15 protein-coding genes are annotated in these 16,847 nt (G+C 59.9%); 5 read left to right on the top strand and 10 right to left on the bottom strand.

Going from position 1 to position 16,847, the window contains the following annotated elements; all coding sequences use genetic code 11:
• Window positions 1–19 precede the first annotated feature (19 nt).
• The 3 genes from TBK1r_RS10345 to TBK1r_RS10335 are packed head-to-tail and all read right to left on the bottom strand — an operon-like array spanning window position 20 to window position 2,486.
• Window positions 20–1,105 carry a M24 family metallopeptidase gene (locus TBK1r_RS10345; RefSeq protein WP_145209752.1) on the bottom strand — a complete coding sequence of 362 codons (1,086 nt, stop codon included), beginning with the start codon at window positions 1,103–1,105 and terminating at the stop codon, window positions 20–22.
• Window positions 1,105–1,881 carry a leucine-rich repeat domain-containing protein gene (locus TBK1r_RS10340; protein WP_145209749.1) on the bottom strand — a complete coding sequence of 259 codons (777 nt, stop codon included), beginning with the start codon at window positions 1,879–1,881 and terminating at the stop codon, window positions 1,105–1,107. Before TBK1r_RS10340 ends, TBK1r_RS10345 begins: the two co-directional genes overlap by 1 nt.
• Window positions 1,878–2,486 (bottom strand): Uma2 family endonuclease, encoded by a 609-nt coding sequence (locus TBK1r_RS10335; RefSeq protein WP_145209746.1) that lies wholly within the window; start codon window positions 2,484–2,486, stop codon window positions 1,878–1,880. The genes TBK1r_RS10340 and TBK1r_RS10335 overlap by 4 nt, the downstream gene beginning before the upstream one ends.
• Before the next feature lie 199 nt (window positions 2,487–2,685).
• Here TBK1r_RS10335 and TBK1r_RS10330 point away from each other — a divergent pair, with 199 nt between their 5' ends.
• The 3 genes from TBK1r_RS10330 to cmoB are packed head-to-tail and all read left to right on the top strand — an operon-like array spanning window position 2,686 to window position 5,401.
• On the top strand, window positions 2,686–3,636 hold the full coding sequence (locus TBK1r_RS10330; RefSeq protein ID WP_145209743.1) for a DNA integrity scanning protein DisA nucleotide-binding domain protein: 951 nt from the start codon (window positions 2,686–2,688) through the stop codon (window positions 3,634–3,636).
• Entirely contained in the window at window positions 3,636–4,385 is a 750-nt protein-coding gene (gene cmoA / locus TBK1r_RS10325) for a carboxy-S-adenosyl-L-methionine synthase CmoA (protein ID WP_473772499.1), read from the top strand. Before TBK1r_RS10330 ends, cmoA begins: the two co-directional genes overlap by 1 nt.
• 14 nt (window positions 4,386–4,399) lie before the next feature.
• Window positions 4,400–5,401: a tRNA 5-methoxyuridine(34)/uridine 5-oxyacetic acid(34) synthase CmoB gene (cmoB, locus tag TBK1r_RS10320; protein ID WP_145209737.1), complete on the top strand. Its 1,002-nt coding sequence runs from the start codon at window positions 4,400–4,402 to the stop codon at window positions 5,399–5,401.
• A gap of 49 nt (window positions 5,402–5,450) precedes the next feature.
• Here the strand turns inward: cmoB and TBK1r_RS10315 are convergent, their stop codons facing one another.
• Complete coding sequence (locus tag TBK1r_RS10315; RefSeq protein ID WP_145209734.1) at window positions 5,451–5,915, bottom strand: response regulator; 465 nt, start codon at window positions 5,913–5,915, stop codon at window positions 5,451–5,453.
• A 74-nt stretch (window positions 5,916–5,989) separates the two neighbouring features.
• Window positions 5,990–7,252: a serine hydroxymethyltransferase gene (locus TBK1r_RS10310; protein ID WP_145209731.1), complete on the bottom strand. Its 1,263-nt coding sequence runs from the start codon at window positions 7,250–7,252 to the stop codon at window positions 5,990–5,992.
• A 552-nt stretch (window positions 7,253–7,804) separates the two neighbouring features.
• Here TBK1r_RS10310 and TBK1r_RS10305 point away from each other — a divergent pair.
• On the top strand, window positions 7,805–10,795 hold the full coding sequence (locus tag TBK1r_RS10305) for a zinc-dependent metalloprotease (protein WP_145209729.1): 2,991 nt from the start codon (window positions 7,805–7,807) through the stop codon (window positions 10,793–10,795).
• A 253-nt stretch (window positions 10,796–11,048) separates the two neighbouring features.
• Here TBK1r_RS10305 and TBK1r_RS10300 read toward each other — a convergent pair whose 3' ends face one another.
• Window positions 11,049–11,663: a GNAT family N-acetyltransferase gene (locus TBK1r_RS10300; RefSeq protein WP_145209726.1), complete on the bottom strand. Its 615-nt coding sequence runs from the start codon at window positions 11,661–11,663 to the stop codon at window positions 11,049–11,051.
• Window positions 11,664–11,779: 116 nt separating this feature from the next.
• Complete coding sequence (locus TBK1r_RS10295) at window positions 11,780–12,586, bottom strand: glycosyltransferase (protein ID WP_419581195.1); 807 nt, start codon at window positions 12,584–12,586, stop codon at window positions 11,780–11,782.
• Between the two features lie 334 nt (window positions 12,587–12,920).
• On the opposite strand from TBK1r_RS10295, the gene TBK1r_RS10290 reads away from it, so the two are divergent.
• Window positions 12,921–14,651 carry an alpha/beta hydrolase gene (locus tag TBK1r_RS10290; RefSeq protein ID WP_145209723.1) on the top strand — a complete coding sequence of 577 codons (1,731 nt, stop codon included), beginning with the start codon at window positions 12,921–12,923 and terminating at the stop codon, window positions 14,649–14,651.
• A 406-nt stretch (window positions 14,652–15,057) separates the two neighbouring features.
• Here TBK1r_RS10290 and TBK1r_RS10285 read toward each other — a convergent pair whose 3' ends face one another.
• The 3 genes from TBK1r_RS10285 to TBK1r_RS10275 form a co-directional block, all read right to left on the bottom strand.
• Complete coding sequence (locus TBK1r_RS10285) at window positions 15,058–15,474, bottom strand: STAS domain-containing protein (protein ID WP_145209721.1); 417 nt, start codon at window positions 15,472–15,474, stop codon at window positions 15,058–15,060.
• Between the two features lie 384 nt (window positions 15,475–15,858).
• Window positions 15,859–16,155, bottom strand: a complete 297-nt coding sequence (locus TBK1r_RS10280; RefSeq protein ID WP_095741834.1) for a hypothetical protein — start codon at window positions 16,153–16,155, stop codon at window positions 15,859–15,861.
• Between the two features lie 168 nt (window positions 16,156–16,323).
• A complete protein-coding gene (locus tag TBK1r_RS10275) occupies window positions 16,324–16,614 on the bottom strand; it encodes a hypothetical protein (RefSeq protein WP_145209718.1) in 291 nt (96 codons plus the stop codon).
• Between the last annotated feature and the right edge of the window lie 233 nt (window positions 16,615–16,847).

The raw sequence follows: 16,847 nt of genomic DNA, 5'->3' as shown, positions 1-16,847 counted from the left end.
AAAAAGATTGGGCGAGGTTTTACAGGATCAGCCCACAATCATCGAGTCCCTTTGGCATTTGACTGAGAACCTCGTACCCAGTCTCTGTCACCAAAACGTCATCCTCGATGCGGATTCCGAATTCGCCACCAAAATACACGCCCGGCTCGACGGTGATCACCATGCCTGGGGCAAGAACGTCCTCGCTGACCGCCGAAAGTCGCGGCATTTCATGGATTTCTAGTCCCACCCCGTGGCCGAGTCCGTGCACAAAGTATTCGTCTAGTCCCGCGTTTTTCAGGACATTTCGTGCCGCCGCGTCCACTTTTGACGCATCGACGCCAGGACCAATCGCATCAATCGCTGCAAGCTGAGATTCCAAGACGGCTTCGTAGGCGGATAAAAAACGCGCCGGCGGTTTTCCGAAATGGAAACTGCGGGTCATGTCGCTCGCGTAGCCCCCCAGCTTGGTGCCCCAGTCGACCAGCAGCGTCGAATAATCGCCGATCACCGTCTGGGTGCTGCGGTAGTGCGGTTTCGCACCCCCAGGCCCGGCGCCGATGATCGGTTCAAAACTGAACCCGGTCGCGCCCAACCGCCGAATCGTCGACTCCAGCTCGTAGGCGATCTCCTGTTCCGTCCAGTCTGGGCCCAGCTTGGCCAAAATCGATTCGAGCGCCCGCTCGTTGATCCGCACTGCGCTGCGCAGAATCTCGATCTCTTCGGCATCTTTGATCATGCGATGGCCGACGATCACACCCGAAGTCTCGATCCACTCGACATCGGGCAGGTGCTTTTTGAACTGACTCAGCTGCGCAACGGTCAGCTGGTCGGCCTCGACCGCGATGCGAGTCGCCCCGGATCCGGCCACGACTTGGGTGAAGAAATCGATCGGCTTTTCCGCCGGCGATTTGATTTCAACGGCCAACCCCGGGCACTCCTCTTCGAGCTGCTCTTTGTAACGACCGTCACTGAGCATCGTCTGGCCGGTCGGTTTTACCAACAGTGACGAACTGTCGCCGGTAAAACCGGTCAAATACGTGACGTTGATCTCGTTGGTCACCAAGATCGCGTCGGCTTGCAACGTCGAAAGCTGGCCACTGAGTTTCCGGATTCTGTCGTTCATCAATGATTCTGATTCACACGGTCGAGATGTTGTTGGTTGACGTGAACGTGCAGCCGCGGGTGTGTCTCGAATAACCAATCCCACCCCGACTGCGTCACCGCGCTATCGTCCAAATAGAGCGACTGGAGTTTGGGCAGCGAAGCGATCTGCCGCAATCCCTGGTCGTCGATCGGCACACCGATCAGGTGCACGTTTCGCAGACTTTTGAGCCCCGCGACCGAGGCGGCCGTGTCGGATCCCAGTCGCGCCCCACCCAAACGCAGGTTGCGTAGATCCGGCAACGCCGCCAACTCGGCGACCCCACTGGCCGTCGCGTCGCAGTGGGGCAGGTTCAGAATCTGAATCGAAGCGCACCGGGCAATCGTCTTCAGCCCCCGGTCGGTCACCGGCGAATTTCGCAATCGCAAGTGCCACAGCTGGGGCAACGCGGCGATCGATTCGATTCCCTCGTCGCCGATCACGCCGGCATCCAGTTGCAGCACCTCCAGCCAATCGTCTCCGCTGGTGAATGCGTTCAGCAACTTGTTGTCGATCGGCGTATGCGACAGTGCGATTCGATCGGAATGCCCCGAACGCCCGCGGGCGAGTTGGCTGGCAAAGTCGACTTCGGCTGCCGCGGCGACTCCCGTCTGCTCCGCCGGAACCGGGGTTGCCGATTGATCACGACAGCCGATCGACGCCGGCAACGCGATCAGGCTGACAGCGACCAGGGGGACGACCCATCGTTCCGGTTGTCTGGAGGCGAGTCGTCTGGAGGCGAAAAACGTCCCGTTCATGATCGACCCGGAGAGTCCGTTTCTCCCAGCACCACGTCGTCGTAAAGTTCCCCAAGCAGAAGTTCCAGTGGGATCTCCTCAATCCGGATCACGGCATCAAGCCCGCTGACGATCGATCGGTGAAACGCTTGATCGCCACCCGCTTGCCCGTCGCGCTGATAGACGACTGCTGAATGCGACGACTGCTCGACCAAGACATAACCGGCTAACGACGGAATCTCCAGGTAGGCCTCGCGTTTTTCGCCCTCATCGATTCGGCGAGTGGTCTCCGAGATGACCTCGACGATCAGCACGGGCTCGTCTTGATACGATTCACCCGGGGGGTTGGTCCGGCAAACGACCATGGCATCGGGATAGTAAAACCGTGTGCCCGCCGCGTTTCGGATTCGTACTTTGGTGTCCGAATTGAACGCCCGGCAGGCGGTTCCCCGAAGTCGGTTTGCGAGCGCGACGGTCGCGTTCGTCGCGATCGCATGGTGGCGGTTGGTCTCGCCGGCCTGCGCGCAGACGATCCCTGCGACATATTCGTGACGCTGGTCAGCAAGCTCCTCACCGGCCAGGTAGTCTTGGACCGAAATGAAATCGTGTTTTCGCACCGTACTCATGCTGTCGAGTCTAGGCTCTCGGTGCGTCGGCCGCAAACCATCTCTGTGACCGGAACCGATGCCGTCATGGTGTGTTTGAACGTTACGGCAAACCGAAAAAAACGGGGCGGAACACGCGCGCTGGCTGGGCGGGATTTTAACGGTGAGCTACAGTTTAGGGACCACGCTTCTTGCCCTCCCATCTGATCTCTCCGGCGCTATGGCAACTCTCCGATTGACCAAACACAACACGGCGATGCTCACATCGGCGATGACGTTGGTCAATGCGATTTCTGTCGACGCAATCGTTTTGCTGCTCGAAGGGGCGACCGATTGGCAGCGTTTGGCCGAGCTGATGGCCAAGAATGGATTTGATAAACCCCTGATCGTCGCCGTCGACTCGATCGAAGAATTGGACGGGGCCGCCGAAGCCGGACTGAAACCGGTCGCGCTGAACAAGGAAAAAGCACCGCTGTTGGAGCGGTTGCAGCACGCCCTGCTGGAAGCGGCTGCCGATGAGTTCATCAAACCCAACGACGAAATCGTCGCGATTTATGGCGGATTCACCTCCGGCCGCCTGGACTCCATCAGCCATCTGAAACTCGACGAGCGGATGCGTCGGCTGACGACACGCGACCTGCAATCACTCGAAAGCAGCGTCCCGCTGAAAACGTTGAAGGTCGTCGTCGATCTGGCTGTCCAGATCGGTGTGGAAGGCCGCGAAGGCAAACCGGTCGGGGCGTTGTTCGTCGTCGGCGACACCCGCAGCGTGCTTAAACATGCCAGCGATAGCGGCGTCGACCCGTTCCGCGGCTACAACAAAAAAGCACGCAATCTGTTTGACGCCAGGGTTCAGGAAGACGCCAAAGAACTCTCCCAGTTGGACGGTGCGTTTCTGATCAATGCCGATGGCACGATCGAACGCAGTCGTCAAATGCTGGAAGTGCTGCACGAAGATCTGAACATGTCCAAGGGTCTGGGGTCACGCCACTGGGCCGCCGCCGCGATCACACGCCGCACCAAAGCCGTCGCGATCGTCGTCAGCCAGTCCACCGGCACCGTCCGGCTGTATCAAAACGGGTTCCTGAAAATGCAGATTGAGCCGATGGACAAGGGCATCAAATGGCAGGAAATCTCGTTCAAGCCTCCGAGCGCCAGTGGCGATGACTGATGTCTCGCGACAATCTCTACTCCTTGCCGCGTGACCGTGTCGGGCAGTTTCAGTTCGACGCCGATGTTGCCGACGTTTTTCCCGACATGATCTCGCGATCGGTCCCCGGATACGCGTCCATCCTTTCCGTTATCGAACAATTGGCTGGCCGATTCGTTCGCCCCGATACCAACGTCTACGACCTCGGTTGCTCGCTCGGCGCGGCGACGCTGCTGATTCGCAACCAGGCCCCGTCGAGCGCAACGATTCACGCGGTCGACAACTCGTCCGCCATGATCGACCGACTGCGGAAACGGCTGGACCAGGAACCCGGCGGCCCGGATGCCTGCGCTGTCGAGCTTCATCTGGCCGATCTTTGTGGCATCGACCTGTCCGACGCTTCAATGATCGTGCTGAATTTCACGCTGCAATTTGTCCCCGCGACAAAGCGACACCGATTGCTCCAAGCGTGCTTCGATGCGCTGGTGCCCGGCGGCGGGCTGTTGCTCAGTGAAAAAGTGTGCTTCGATGATCCCGGGCAACAATCCCTGCTGACCGATCTGCACTTGGATTTCAAACGGGCCTGCGGTTACAGCGAACTGGAGATCGCCCAGAAACGGACCTCGCTGGAGAACACGCTGATCCCCGAATCGATCCCCACGCACACGGATCGGCTGAAGGACGTCGGCTTCGACGTCGTCGCGCCCTGGTTCCAATGTTTTAATTTTGCATCCATCCTGGCCGTGAAATCGACGACCGCTTCAACCTGACGCTTGCGTCCCCGATGCCCCGCGACACCCCCACGCTCCCCGACTGGTTCGATCGCCGGCCTCTGGACCAATGGTTGCGACAGCGCGGGCACGACGCCTTTGCAGATTCCGTCGCCGAAATCTGTGCGCGGCGATTAAACCAACCCACCAACGGGGATTTGAAACGTTGGGTGGCCGCGCTGGCTGAATTGCCGCCTGCCCAAGGTCGCCACCTGGACTACAGCGACTCTCGGGTGCGGGTGGTCGGGCCGGACGTCGATCCCATCGCGCTACGCGAAACCCTGATGCGGTTTCATCCCTGGCGCAAGGGCCCGTTCGAGTTTCTGGGGTTGCCGATCGACACCGAATGGCGGTCCGATTGGAAATGGAATCGCATCGCTCGGGCCGTTGATCTGAAGCAGAAATCGGTGCTCGACGTGGGCTGCGGCAACGGCTACTACGGCTGGCGGATGCTGGAGGCGGGGGCTTCGATCGTGATGGGGCTCGACCCGATCCTGCGGTTCTTGATGCAGTTCGAAGTCTTCGATCGATACGAGACCGGGCCACGTCGCAATTTCGTGCTGCCGATGGTCGACACCGATTTGCCCGAGAAACTCGGCGCGTTCGACGTCGTGTTTTCCGCCGGCGTGCTCTATCACCGGACCAGTCCGATCGATCACTTGAGAAGTCTGGCCGGTGCCCTGGTCCCCGGCGGCAAACTGGTGCTTGAGACGCTGATCATTGAAGACGACCAGCCGAGCGTGCTGGTTCCGGAAGACCGCTACGCGCAGATGCGAAACGTCTGGTTCATCCCGTCGCCGGAGATGCTGTTTCGCTGGTTGCGTCGGACTGGTTTCGAAGACATCAAAACGATTGACATCACCCCGACCGACACGAATGAACAACGTTCAACGGACTGGATGACCTTTCAGTCGCTCGCCGATTTTCTGGACCCAGAAGACGCATCCAAGACGATCGAAGGCTACCCGGGGCCAATTCGCGCGACCGTCGTCGCGACGAAAAAGAAGGCAGAATGATTCGGGGCAGAATGATGAGGGCGGAACGACTTGCCCAATCAACCCAAGCTCACGAAGCCCGCTGGGCGTCTTCCATCGCCTGGATGTACTGTTGCAATCGCTTCAGTTCATCGTTCATGCCCTTGAGCTTGAGCATGTTCTCGACACGCTTGAGCAGCTCGACCTTTTGCACCGGTTTGCTCATGAAATCATCGGTCCCCGCGGCGACGGCGCGTTCGATGTCACCCAACTCGTTGAGCGCCGTGACCATCAGCACCATGACACGTGACGTTTCGGGGTTGTCTTTGATCTGTTTACAGACCTCGAAACCGCTCAGCTTGGGCATCATCACATCCAACAGCACCACGTCGGGCTCGAAGGACGCGATTTTGTCGAGCGTGTCTTGACCATCGACGGAGGTTTCGATTTCGCAATCAATCTCGGCCAGGTAGGCTTCGAGCAACTCGCGATTGGCGACGTTGTCGTCGGCGATCAGGATGCGATGAGTTCCCTCCGGCAAGGTCGGATCAGTCATGGTCAGCGTGCGGGATGTCGGGGCGATGGAAGTGACGGGGTGGGGGCGCCCTGCGGCGGGCTTGCGACGACCGCTTAAGCGATCGTCGCATGGGACTCTTGATCCGCCGGAACCGGAAAGCTTTCGCACATTTCGCGAATTTCACCGCGGATCCGGGCATGCAACTCGGTGTCTTCGGCGTTGGACAGGGCGCTATGGATCCAGACACCGATGCGACGCATTTCGTTGGCGCCCATGCCCCGTGTGGTCAACGCGGGCGTGCCGATTCGAATCCCAGACGGATCCATTGGCTTGCGTTTGTCGAACGGAATCATGTTCATGTTGACCGTGATCCCGCAGCTGTCCAAGACGGATTCGGCGACTTTCCCGCCCAGGCCGACCGAGGTGACATCGACCAGCATCAGGTGGTTGTCGGTGCCGCCGCTGACCAGCGGCAATCCGGCCGCGATCAGCGTTTCGGCCAAGACTTTGGCGTTGTCGACCACGGCCTGGGCGTACGTCCGATACTCATCGGTCAACGCTTCGCCGAAGCACACCGCCTTGCCCGCGATCACGTGCATCAGCGGACCGCCCTGGGTGCCGGGGAAGACGTTTCGATTGATCAGTTTGGCGTGTTCTTCCTTGCACAGGATCAAGCCGCCGCGGGGGCCACGCAGCGTCTTGTGGGTCGTCGTGGTGACATAGTCGGCCAACCCGACCGGGCTGTTGTGAATCTTCGCGGCCACCAATCCGGCGTAGTGGGCCATGTCCACCATCAGCCGCGCACCGACTTCCTCGGCGATCTCGGCGAACTTGTCGTGGGGGATTTCGCGGGGATAGGCACTCGCACCGGCAACGATCAGCTTCGGCTTGTGTTCGCGGGCCAGCGAGGCGATCTGGTCAAAATCCAATCGATTCGTGTCCTGGGTCACGCCGTAGGAGTGGAAATCGTACAGCTGGCCGCTGATGTTCAGCTTCATGCCGTGCGTCAAGTGACCGCCTTGGGCCAAATCGAGCCCCAAAACCTTGTCGCCGGGTTTCAGGCAGGATAGGTAGACGGCCGTGTTGGCTTGGGAACCGCTGTGGGGCTGGACGTTGGCCACCTCGGCACCGAACAGCTGCTTGGCCCGCTCGATCGCAAGCGATTCGACCACGTCGACGTGCTCGCAACCGCCATAGTAGCGGCGACCGGGGTAGCCTTCGGCGTACTTGTTGGTCAACACGCTGCCGGCGGCCTGCATGACCGCGAAACTGGTGTAATTCTCACTGGCAATCATTTCCAGCCCATCGCGCTGACGGCGGGCTTCGTCCTGGATGGCGTCCCAAGTTTGGGGGTCTTGTTGTTGGAGCGGATTCATCGTGGCCTTGCAGTGAGAAATGCCTGGTAATTGGAATTCGGGAACCACGTGTTGTCCCGGAGCGTCTCAAGGATTGTTGATGGGGAACCAAAACCAGTCAATCCTTGGCATGGTAGGAACCCGCGGTCCGTGGGGCGGTTTTCGCGCCGGCCCGGCATGACGTGTCGAAGCCACAGCGAAGCGTTTGGAGGCCACAGCGAAGCGTTTGGAAGCCACAGCGGCCCCCCAACCGATCACGACGCCCTCCGGCTGCGACCGCAATGCGGGCCCTCGGCAGAACCGATCTCGGCCGCAGATTCGTAAAAACTATCCCACGTTCCATGTTCAAAACGGTACAATCAATTGTTTGGTCTGGGCAGCTTTTGCCGGTTCGACCCGAGAGGGTTTTTCACGGTCCGCTACCCGATCGCGCCCCGGCAGGTGCCTGATGGCCCTGGCTTGTGAATCCTGGCCCGAATAACGGCCTGCCGGCGCCCGCCGACCCCAGCCCCGCCCAAAGCGTGACCTACGCTTGCTTCGTTTCCATTTTCACCTGATGCTCGAGTGCCTGGAATGAAATACGCCGTCGCCGGTTTTGTTTTTTTGCTGACTCTATCTGCGGCTGAACGTCGCGTTTCAGCGGCCGAATTGCCCACTTTTGACAAAGTTTCCGAGGGCTACGAACAAGTCCCAGTCTCCGACCAGGAGAATCGCAAGGGTTTCTTCAACGTCTGGCAGCGGACCAAAGACGCTCAGCTGCTGGCCGAACTGCCGAAAAATTTCGCGACCAAAAGCTACTTCATCGCCCTGACGGTCAGCAGCGGTGACACCTATGCCGGATTGCAATCCGGGGAACTGGTCGTCAAGTGGCGGCAGTATGACGATCGGCTTGCCCTGATCGCGCCGAACCTGTCGATCCGTGCCACCGGCGATCCGGAGTCCAAGGCATCGGTCGCCCGCTTGTTCACCGACAAAGTCCTGCTCGACATCCCGATCGTCGCCAAGGGCAGTGCGGGCGGTCCGGTCATTGATCTGGACTCGCTCTTGTTGGGCAACGCCAGCACCTTCTTCGGACGAAGTGTCCGTATCTCGAATTCGCGAATCAAAAAAATTGAGTCGATCAAGGTCTTCCCGTCCAACGTGGAAGTCGCCCTGGAGACGGTCGGTGCCGCCGGCCGCTTTCAAACCCTGCACTACTCCTTCAGCGAAGTCCCCAATCCGTCCAGCGGATTCAAGCCGCGTTTGGCGGACCAACGTGTCGGGTTCTTCACCACCACCTACTCCGACCTCAGCAAGTACACCGACGATGAGACGCGGATTCGCTACATCAATCGCTGGAACTTGGAAAAACGCGATTCGAAACTGAAGCTCAGTCCGCCCAAAGACCCGATCATTTTCTACGTCGAACACACCGCCCCGGTCCGCTATCGCCGGTTCATCCGCGCCGGTGTCGACTACTGGAACAAAGCCTTTGAAAAAGTCGGCATCGTCGACGCGATCGAAGTCCGTTACCAGGACGCCCAAAGCGGCGCCCACATGGAAAAGGACCCCGAAGACGTTCGCTACAACTTCATCCGTTGGCTGAACAATGACATCGGCACCGCGATCGGCCCCAGCCGCGTCCACCCGATGACCGGTGAGATCCTCGACGCCGATATCATTCTGACCGACGGCTGGATCCGCTACTACAACTACAACTACGACGACCTGCTGCCCAAGTTGGCGATGGAAGGGGCCAGCCCGGAAACGTTGGCTTGGCTCAGCGAGCACCCGTCCTGGGACCCACGCGTCCGAATGACCTCCCCCTCAAAGGTCGCGCAAGTTCGTCAACAGATCGCCCAAGACGCGCAGAAACCCTACGCGGGTTTCTCGATGGCCGCCGCCGATTCGTCACTGATCGGCGACGATGAGTTTGACGGGCTGATCGGTCACCTCAGCCAAAAGAACGGCATGTGCATGGCCGCTAACGCCCGCAGCCTCGACCTCGCGGTCGCGCGAATGGATTGGGCACTGGCCATGATGGAAGACAAACCCAAGGCCGACGCGAAAGACAAGAAGGACGACGAGAAAGAAAAGGACGACGAAGCGTCGGACAAGGACGACGCGGATGACGCCGACGACAAGGACGACGACGCCGACAAAAAAGACGACGACAAGGACGACAAGAAGGACGACGACGCTGAGAAGAAAGACGACGACGAGAAAAAGGACGACGAGAAGAAAGACGATTCGGTGGACATGCTCGACGGCATGCCGGATTGGTTCGTCGGACCGCTGTTGGCCGACCTGGTGGCTCACGAAGTCGGACACACCCTCGGATTGCGTCACAACTTCAAAGGCTCGGCGCTGCACCCGCTCGACAAAATCAATAGCGAAGAACTCAAGGGCAAAGAAGTCTTCACCGCTTCGGTGATGGACTACATCCCGATCAACTTCCGCTATGAAAGCGGCGACGTCCAAGGCGATTACACCATGATCGACATCGGGCCGTACGACTATTGGGCGATCGAATACGGTTACACCTTTGACGAAAAGGCGTTGCCCACGATCCTCAAACGTTGCGTCGAACCGGAGTTGCAATACGCAACCGACGAAGACACCAACGGTCCCGATCCGCTCGCCCGCCGCTACGACTTCTCCGCCAATCCGCTCGACTACGCTCAAGAGCAGATGAAACTGGTCAAGCTCTATCGCGAGCGGATCTTGGACAAGTTTGTCAAAGACGGTGACAGCTGGGCCAAGGCACGTCGCGGCTACGAATTGACGCTATCGATCCAAACCCGTGCGGCAAGCATGATGGCCAATTGGGTCGGCGGAGCGTTCGTCAACCGAGACAAGAAAGGGGATCCGAACGATCGACCCCCGGTCGTCGTCGTCCCGGCAAAACAGCAACGTGAAGCGATGCAGTTTGTGATCGACCAGACGTTCAACGACAGTGCCTTCGGTTTGACGCCCAAGTTGCTCGAACGAATGACGTCCGATCAATGGCTCGATGGCGGTGCCCACTTCGGGACGTCCGGTGAAGCGACCTGGCCGATCCACGACCGTGTGCTCGGCCTGCAAGCTTCCGCGCTGACCTGGTTGATGAGCCCCACGACGCTGCGTCGCGTCTATGACAACGAACTTCGGCTGCCCGCCGAAGACGATGCGCTGACGCTGCCCGAGTTGCTCACCACGATCAGCAATGCCGCTTGGACGGAACTCGAATCCGATTGCCCGGAAAACCGCAGCAATCGCCAGCCGATGATCAGCTCGCTCCGCCGCAACCTGCAGCAAGAGCATGTCCAACGGTTGATCGATCTGATCCTGGAGAAGAACGATGGCGCGGCGGCTTACAAGCCGATCGGTGACCTGGCACGCATGCAGTTGGTCGATCTGATGAAGAAGATCGACATGCGACTGAAGAAGTGCGAAAAGAAAATGGACGCCTACTCACGGGCCCATCTTCATGAAGTCTCCATGCGGATCGAGCAAGCGCTCAAAGCCGGTTACACCTACAACTCAGCCAAGGCGCCCAGCTTTTCGGGCATGCTGATTTTTGGTGAAACGCAAGAGCAAGAGTAAGCGGTTTCCGACCCCGATTGATCACCACGCGACCTCTCCTTCGGGAGAGGTCGTTTCGTTTGTACCGAGCTCAAACGACCATCAGCCGTTTGGCGCGAGCCGACGGGCCACAAGCCAGAAGAAACGGAGTCGCAGCGCCTACGCTTGCGCGAACCGGCTGATGTCAAACGAATATCAGCCGTTTGGCGCGAGCCGACGGGCCCTGCCCAGCATTCGCTCGAAAACGCGAATTCGGTTGATCCAGTGGCGGCAACTATTCGCCGCGTTGCTGCACCAGAAACGTCAAATGCGTTTTGACGGCCGGCCATTCGCTGGCGAGGATCGAATAGACGCACGTGTCTCGAAGCGTCCCGTCGGACAAAATCTGGTGGTTGCGTAAAACCCCGTCCAGCTTCGCGCCAAGGCGTTCGATCGCGACACGGCTGCGGCGGTTGAAGAAGTGCGTGCGAAACTCGACGGCGATGCAATTCATCGTTTCGAACGCCTGCGTCAGCAGAAGTCGCTTGCACAGAGTGTTCAGTCCGCTGCGCCAAACAGATTGGCGATACCACGTCGACCCGATCTCCAAGCGTCGATTCGCATCGTCGGCGTTCATGTATGTGGTCATTCCGACCGCCCGGCCCGATGCCTCATCAACGATCGCAAACGGCAACATCGACCGCCGCGCGTACAAATCAAGCCGACGCTCGATCTCACCAGCCATCGCGTCGGGCTCAGGGACGCTCGTGTACCAAAGTTCCCACAGACGACCGTCCCGCGCCGATTCAACAAGCTCGTCGTGATGGCGTGGATCGAGTAACTCGAGTCGAACCCCATCGCCGCTGAGCGTTACCGCATCCAACCACCCCGTCGCCCTATCTCCCGTCATTCTGCCTTCCCATCATTCTGCCATCCCATCAGTGTTCTGCCCCTATTGTCTTGCCCCTATCGTTTTGCCCCTGTCATCTGGCCTGCCATCGTCTTGGATTCCCGTTACTCGATCCCTCAAGCCGCCGCCTGGATCTGGTCCAACCCCTGCGGTGCCCGCGTGATGCCGAGTTTCCGGACGCGTTGGCGGATGTCTCGATTGCGCTGCCAGTCTTCGTCGTTGACATAGCCGCGGTCATGGTCCAGGTGATAGCAGACCGCACGGTGGCGGATTTGCATGCCCAACACACCGGCATTCTCCAATCGTTCCCCGAGTTCACGATCCAGGCCGCCATACCGCATTTCATGGTTGAACCCGTTGGCCGCGACGACATCCGCTTTCCAAGCTGACGCGTTATGGCCGTTGAAAGTCGGGCGTGTCGTGGTGGCGAGGTCCAACACCTTGGCCAGAACCGGTCGGTTTTGAATCCACAGCCATTTGGCGGGAACGTCGTCGCCGTTCTGTTTCAGCCACACGGGGTCGGTGAAATCGTGGTACGCGACGTCGCCGGCCAGGATTCGATCGGTCAACGCACGTTTCAGCCGATAGCAGCCGCCAGACAGGAATCGGCCCGGCGCGGCAAGCCGCAGGTGCTCGGCGACAAAGTCGCGGCGCGGGACACAGTCGCCGTCGGTGAAGATCAAGTAGTCGCCCTGGGCCGCGTCGATGGCACGATTCAGGATCCGCGTTTTCCCAAATCCCTGATGGGTCTGAGAAACATAACGAACTCGAAAGTCCGTGCGGGTGGCAAACTCGTCGATCACCCCGCGCGTCTCCTCCGTCCGGCCATCTTCGCCGACCACAATCTCAAAGTCTCGACAGGTCTGGTTGGCAAACCCCTGGAGCACTTGGCGGAGATAATGGGGCGACCGAAACGTTGTCATGATCACAGACGCTGAAACGGAAGCGGGCTGATGAGCTGGAAGGCTGGCGGGCAGACTGGCTGGCAGGCTGGCTGGCAGGCTGGCTGGCAGGCTGGCTGGCAGACGGTGCGAATCCATTCGTCGACACTCTTAGGCAGGGCTGAGAAGGCGGTTTGGCGTAGTAAACAGAAAGACCTACGAGCGGGTAAAGATTGATCTGCCGCAATTGCCATCGACCTGGACCGTTTCGGCAGAGTATCGAAGGCATGTCGCCCGAAGCGCCCGAGCGCTGCTTCTGCCCGAGCCTACGGGCAAACCGTGAAATGACCAATCCCTGCCCCAAGGTCACTCCATCATGCTCTCTGACCCGATCGATCCTGCCCCAGCCGATTCCGCCCGACTGAAGGTTGATTCCAGCCACCGCATCGCCCGAAAGGTGGTCTCGCAAGGCCTCCTGTTACAGCGATTCTTCCCGTTGGGCGTCGTCTTGCTGGCATTGCTGACCTTTGCCGGCTGCTCCGGCGAGCGGGGCGGTCAGGCGATGGAGCAACCGGACGCCCAGGCCGAAGCGATTCAGCCGGCTCCGGAGGTCGATCCCGACGTCGCAGTCGTCCCGGAAGCCACACCGGAAATCAGCGTCCTGCCCCCCGCGATCGAACAGGGAGATCCGCAGTTCGCCGATTCGGCGTTTGAGTCAGAACCCGAGCCGTCGATGGCGTTTTCGTCCGAGATGGCACCCCGCTCACTTGCACTTCCGCCGCCCCCGCCGATGGCCGCCCGGGTTGCCGAGTCAACGCCGACGGGCCCCTTTGCAACGCTTCCCGCCGGCGCGACCCACGACGCCGACCGCGCGTTCGCGACCGTGGCCGTTTACTATGCCACCGATCGCCAGCGAGATTCGGTTGCCTTGTCCGCCTACAACGTCACCGGCAACCGCGACGCCCTGGTGTTGTTGGGCGGTTCTTCCATCGTCTTTCTCGCCCTCGCCGGATTCAGCGCGCTGCGACGCCGTTCCCCAGCCGCCCTAGGGTTCTCGACATTCGGCGTCGTTTCCGCCTTGGCCGCATCGGCCGTCTTGCTCTCCGGCACCGCCAGCATCGAAAAACACGGGGTGACGTACAACGCAGACCGGGGAACGCTGGTCAAAGGGATCGCCGAAGTGACGGTGCCGGACACGCACCAACGCGGCATGGTCGAGCGACCCAGCTTGCTGAGATTTGAAATTCGCGAAGACCAGCAGGAACACATTGTCCTGACCAGTGCGGTCGAACTTTCCGATTCTGATTTTGAGCGACGGCTCGCCGAGACCGTCGCATTGTCGCCCAGCCAAGACTTGCTGGTCTTCATTCACGGCTACAACGTTGACTTCCAATCAGCGATCCGGCGGACCGCCCAGATCGCAGTCGACCTTCCCTTCGAGGGTGTTCCGGTGTGTTACAGCTGGCCCAGCCAAGGCACGCTGCTGGGCTACACCGTCGATGAGAACAATGCCGCCTGGACTCAAACGCATCTCAAACAATTCCTGCTCGATCTGGCTCATCAAAGCGGTGCGCGTTCGATCAACGTCGTCGCCCACAGCATGGGGAATCGGCCGACGGCCGGGGCGCTGGTCGAAATCGGATGGCAGCAGCAATTCGACACCGAACCGTCTCCCCTGTTTGACCGCGTCGTGCTAGCCGCGCCCGACGTGGACGCCGATCGGTTCCGCCGCGACTTGGCACCCGCGCTGACGTCCATCGCGGAGCACGTCACCCTTTATGCCTCCTCCGACGATCAAGCACTGATCGCATCCAAGCAAGTCCACGGGTACCCCCGCGCCGGTGAGAGTGGTGACGACATCGTGGTGGTCCCGGGCGTTGAAACCATCGATGTCAGTGGCATCGACCTCAGCCTGCTCGGACACAGCTACTACGGCGACGCGCCGTCGATGCTGCAGGATTTGTACCAGCTCGTCCGCAACCGACTGCCGGCGACCCAGCGGCCCCAGCTCATTCCGCGGCCCCTCGGCGCGCTGACCTACTGGCAATTGATCGGTCAACCGACCGTGCAGCAACGCTTCTCCGCCGAGCCCTCTTCGATCAAATAGCAACATCGCGTTGGTGTCCCGTGACTGAGCCGTCAGCGCGGATTCGGAGCAGAGCAGGTCCACAGGACCCCCGCCAAACGGCTGATCGTCTTCCTACAGTCGATCATCTCAGACGCGACACGTGAGCGAGGGGCGCCGGGTGGGCTCTGGCTAACGCGTGATGGCTTGAAACCGCTCCCGCTAAGTGAAGACAAACGGACAGGCCGCTCGCGCAGACGCGAACCGGCTGATCTCAAACGAATATTAGCCGTTTGGCGCGAGCCTACGGGCCCCAGCACAAGGAGGCAATGCTTTACTTCGCGGTCTTGGGCTTACGACGACGGCTCGCGCGCCCTTCGGCGAACGGCGTCAGTGCCCTCGGGGACCATCCCCCCCCCCGGCAGAGGAGTTCAGCGTGGGGCCGACGTCAGACAGAGATCGGTGCCTGCACCGAGTGGTCCAGATCGGATTCGATTGCGGCAGCCACGGCCACCGGTTCGTTCTCCGGATTCCCTTCGTATTCAAAGATCCGTTCCAGTCGTGTGATGCGAAAGACATCCCGAACGGCTTCATTGAGTGAACGCAGACGCAGGTGAATGCCTGAGGCTCGCGATTGGGCCCGCAACCGAATCAATTCGTTCAGCCCCGCGCTACTGATCCAGGTCACCTGTCCGAGATCAACGATCACGTCGGTCACCATGTGCTCGCGCGGTTGATCCAGCGCATCGTTCACCTTGGAGGAAATTTTTCGGGCCGATTTTCGACGGTTGATCACCTTCAGCGAAGGCGACACGACCAGGGAACAGTCGTGGAAATGGATCTCAACTGCCGTTGCTTGAGTCATCGGTGCGATGCGTTCTCAGGTGTTAGGGCAAGGAACTGGACCAAGTGCCAGAACTGTGGTGCCATTGGCACCCACAGCCATTTTCGACTGCTTCATTCCACACGACGTTGTTGCGAAAACTCAGTGTTTTCTGCACTCAACTTCATGAAAGCATATCAAAAAAGGACACGCAGGGCAAACAATCACGTGCCGCGCAACGCCTGCGATGGACGCGTCGATGGGCAACGGCAACGCCTCACAGGGGCGTCCATCACCCATCCCCTATCGGGGGCGGGGTGAGCAAGGATCACAAGACGTCTCGATCAGGGGGCGACGCCCGGTCAGCCGGCGGCGGTGTCGCCCCGTTCTTGCCGAGACGTCGTTTTCACGTCCGCTGCCGGTTGCTTAGCCCTCGCGGTGGCGGGGGATCACGAAGGAGTGAAACGTGATCACGCAACCGAACGCGATCATGGACAGCCCCAGCCAACGCGGGGGGGTGACACGTTTTCGTGGCACCGGAGTGACGGGCTCGAAAATCGAACCCAGCGTCGTGGAATTGTCGACCAATGGGGTATTGGTCATCCGCGCGACGAACCGGGTGGAGCGTTCGTTGAGCACGAAGGATTCGACGCGACGAAACTGCAACCCGAGCAGAATCAGCAGGATTCCACTGAGGAAATATCGATTTCGATAGAAAGACATGGATCGAGCTCTGTGTAAATCGCCTTGGGGGTCGTCCAGCAAGCGGCAAACCGTGATAGATCCATCGGCATTGCGTCTGGCATGCCATCAATGACGCCGCCCAACGACGGGTCGCCAAGATCAGAGCGAACGTGCCAATCGTGCCGACCGCGCGGCTTGGCGTTGCCGTTACCCGCCGAAGACGTCGTCGACGACGCGACGCATCGCATCGCCGAAACTGCGGTGGGCAGAATCTTCCAGCAGATCGGATTGATTGCTGCGCATGATCGCCGCCGCCAAGGCCTTGTGGCTCTGCCAGTCCTGCAGATCAAAGGCGCGGATGTCGGTGTAGATTCCCGCCAGGTTGTTGCTGATCTTGGGCACCAAGACGACGCCGTTGTTGCCACGCACGATGTGATAGTGCATGACGACGAACAGCAGCAGCGCGCCGCAGAACATTCCGGCAAAAAATCGAGACATCTCGGCGGCCAGGGGAAGACGAAAGCGGGGTCGGAGGCGGAACCCTCGAATTCCGCGGTTCCATTTTTAGGCCTGCACCACTTCCGGGGCAAGTCCGAAGTTTTTTCGATCCTTCGCCAAGGCGTCTTGACGACGCGTCGCGATCGCTACAGACTACGCAACCGACCGATCGACGGAGAAAGCTGAAGTTTCAGCTTCCGACGTCCGATCCCACTCGGTACCGCAGCAGACCG

The sequence above is a fragment of the Stieleria magnilauensis genome, assembly GCA_007753675.1.
Classification (GTDB): Bacteria; Planctomycetota; Planctomycetia; order Pirellulales; family Pirellulaceae; genus Stieleria; species Stieleria magnilauensis.
Note: the sequence above shows the minus strand (reverse complement) of the source record. Positions and strands in the feature narration are given on the sequence as shown.

Coding starts and splice junctions, on each gene's coding strand:
- TBK1r_RS10345 (WP_145209752.1), bottom strand. CDS start 1,105: ATGAACGACAGAATCCGGAAACTCAGTGGCCAGCTTTCGACGTTGCAA.
- TBK1r_RS10340 (WP_145209749.1), bottom strand. CDS start 1,881: ATGAACGGGACGTTTTTCGCCTCCAGACGACTCGCCTCCAGACAACCG.
- TBK1r_RS10335 (WP_145209746.1), bottom strand. CDS start 2,486: ATGAGTACGGTGCGAAAACACGATTTCATTTCGGTCCAAGACTACCTG.
- TBK1r_RS10330 (WP_145209743.1), top strand. CDS start 2,686: ATGGCAACTCTCCGATTGACCAAACACAACACGGCGATGCTCACATCG.
- cmoA (WP_473772499.1), top strand. CDS start 3,636: ATGTCTCGCGACAATCTCTACTCCTTGCCGCGTGACCGTGTCGGGCAG.
- cmoB (WP_145209737.1), top strand. CDS start 4,400: ATGCCCCGCGACACCCCCACGCTCCCCGACTGGTTCGATCGCCGGCCT.
- TBK1r_RS10315 (WP_145209734.1), bottom strand. CDS start 5,915: ATGACTGATCCGACCTTGCCGGAGGGAACTCATCGCATCCTGATCGCC.
- TBK1r_RS10310 (WP_145209731.1), bottom strand. CDS start 7,252: ATGAATCCGCTCCAACAACAAGACCCCCAAACTTGGGACGCCATCCAG.
- TBK1r_RS10305 (WP_145209729.1), top strand. CDS start 7,805: ATGAAATACGCCGTCGCCGGTTTTGTTTTTTTGCTGACTCTATCTGCG.
- TBK1r_RS10300 (WP_145209726.1), bottom strand. CDS start 11,663: ATGACGGGAGATAGGGCGACGGGGTGGTTGGATGCGGTAACGCTCAGC.
- TBK1r_RS10295 (WP_419581195.1), bottom strand. CDS start 12,586: ATGACAACGTTTCGGTCGCCCCATTATCTCCGCCAAGTGCTCCAGGGG.
- TBK1r_RS10290 (WP_145209723.1), top strand. CDS start 12,921: ATGCTCTCTGACCCGATCGATCCTGCCCCAGCCGATTCCGCCCGACTG.
- TBK1r_RS10285 (WP_145209721.1), bottom strand. CDS start 15,474: ATGACTCAAGCAACGGCAGTTGAGATCCATTTCCACGACTGTTCCCTG.
- TBK1r_RS10280 (WP_095741834.1), bottom strand. CDS start 16,155: ATGTCTTTCTATCGAAATCGATATTTCCTCAGTGGAATCCTGCTGATT.
- TBK1r_RS10275 (WP_145209718.1), bottom strand. CDS start 16,614: ATGTCTCGATTTTTTGCCGGAATGTTCTGCGGCGCGCTGCTGCTGTTC.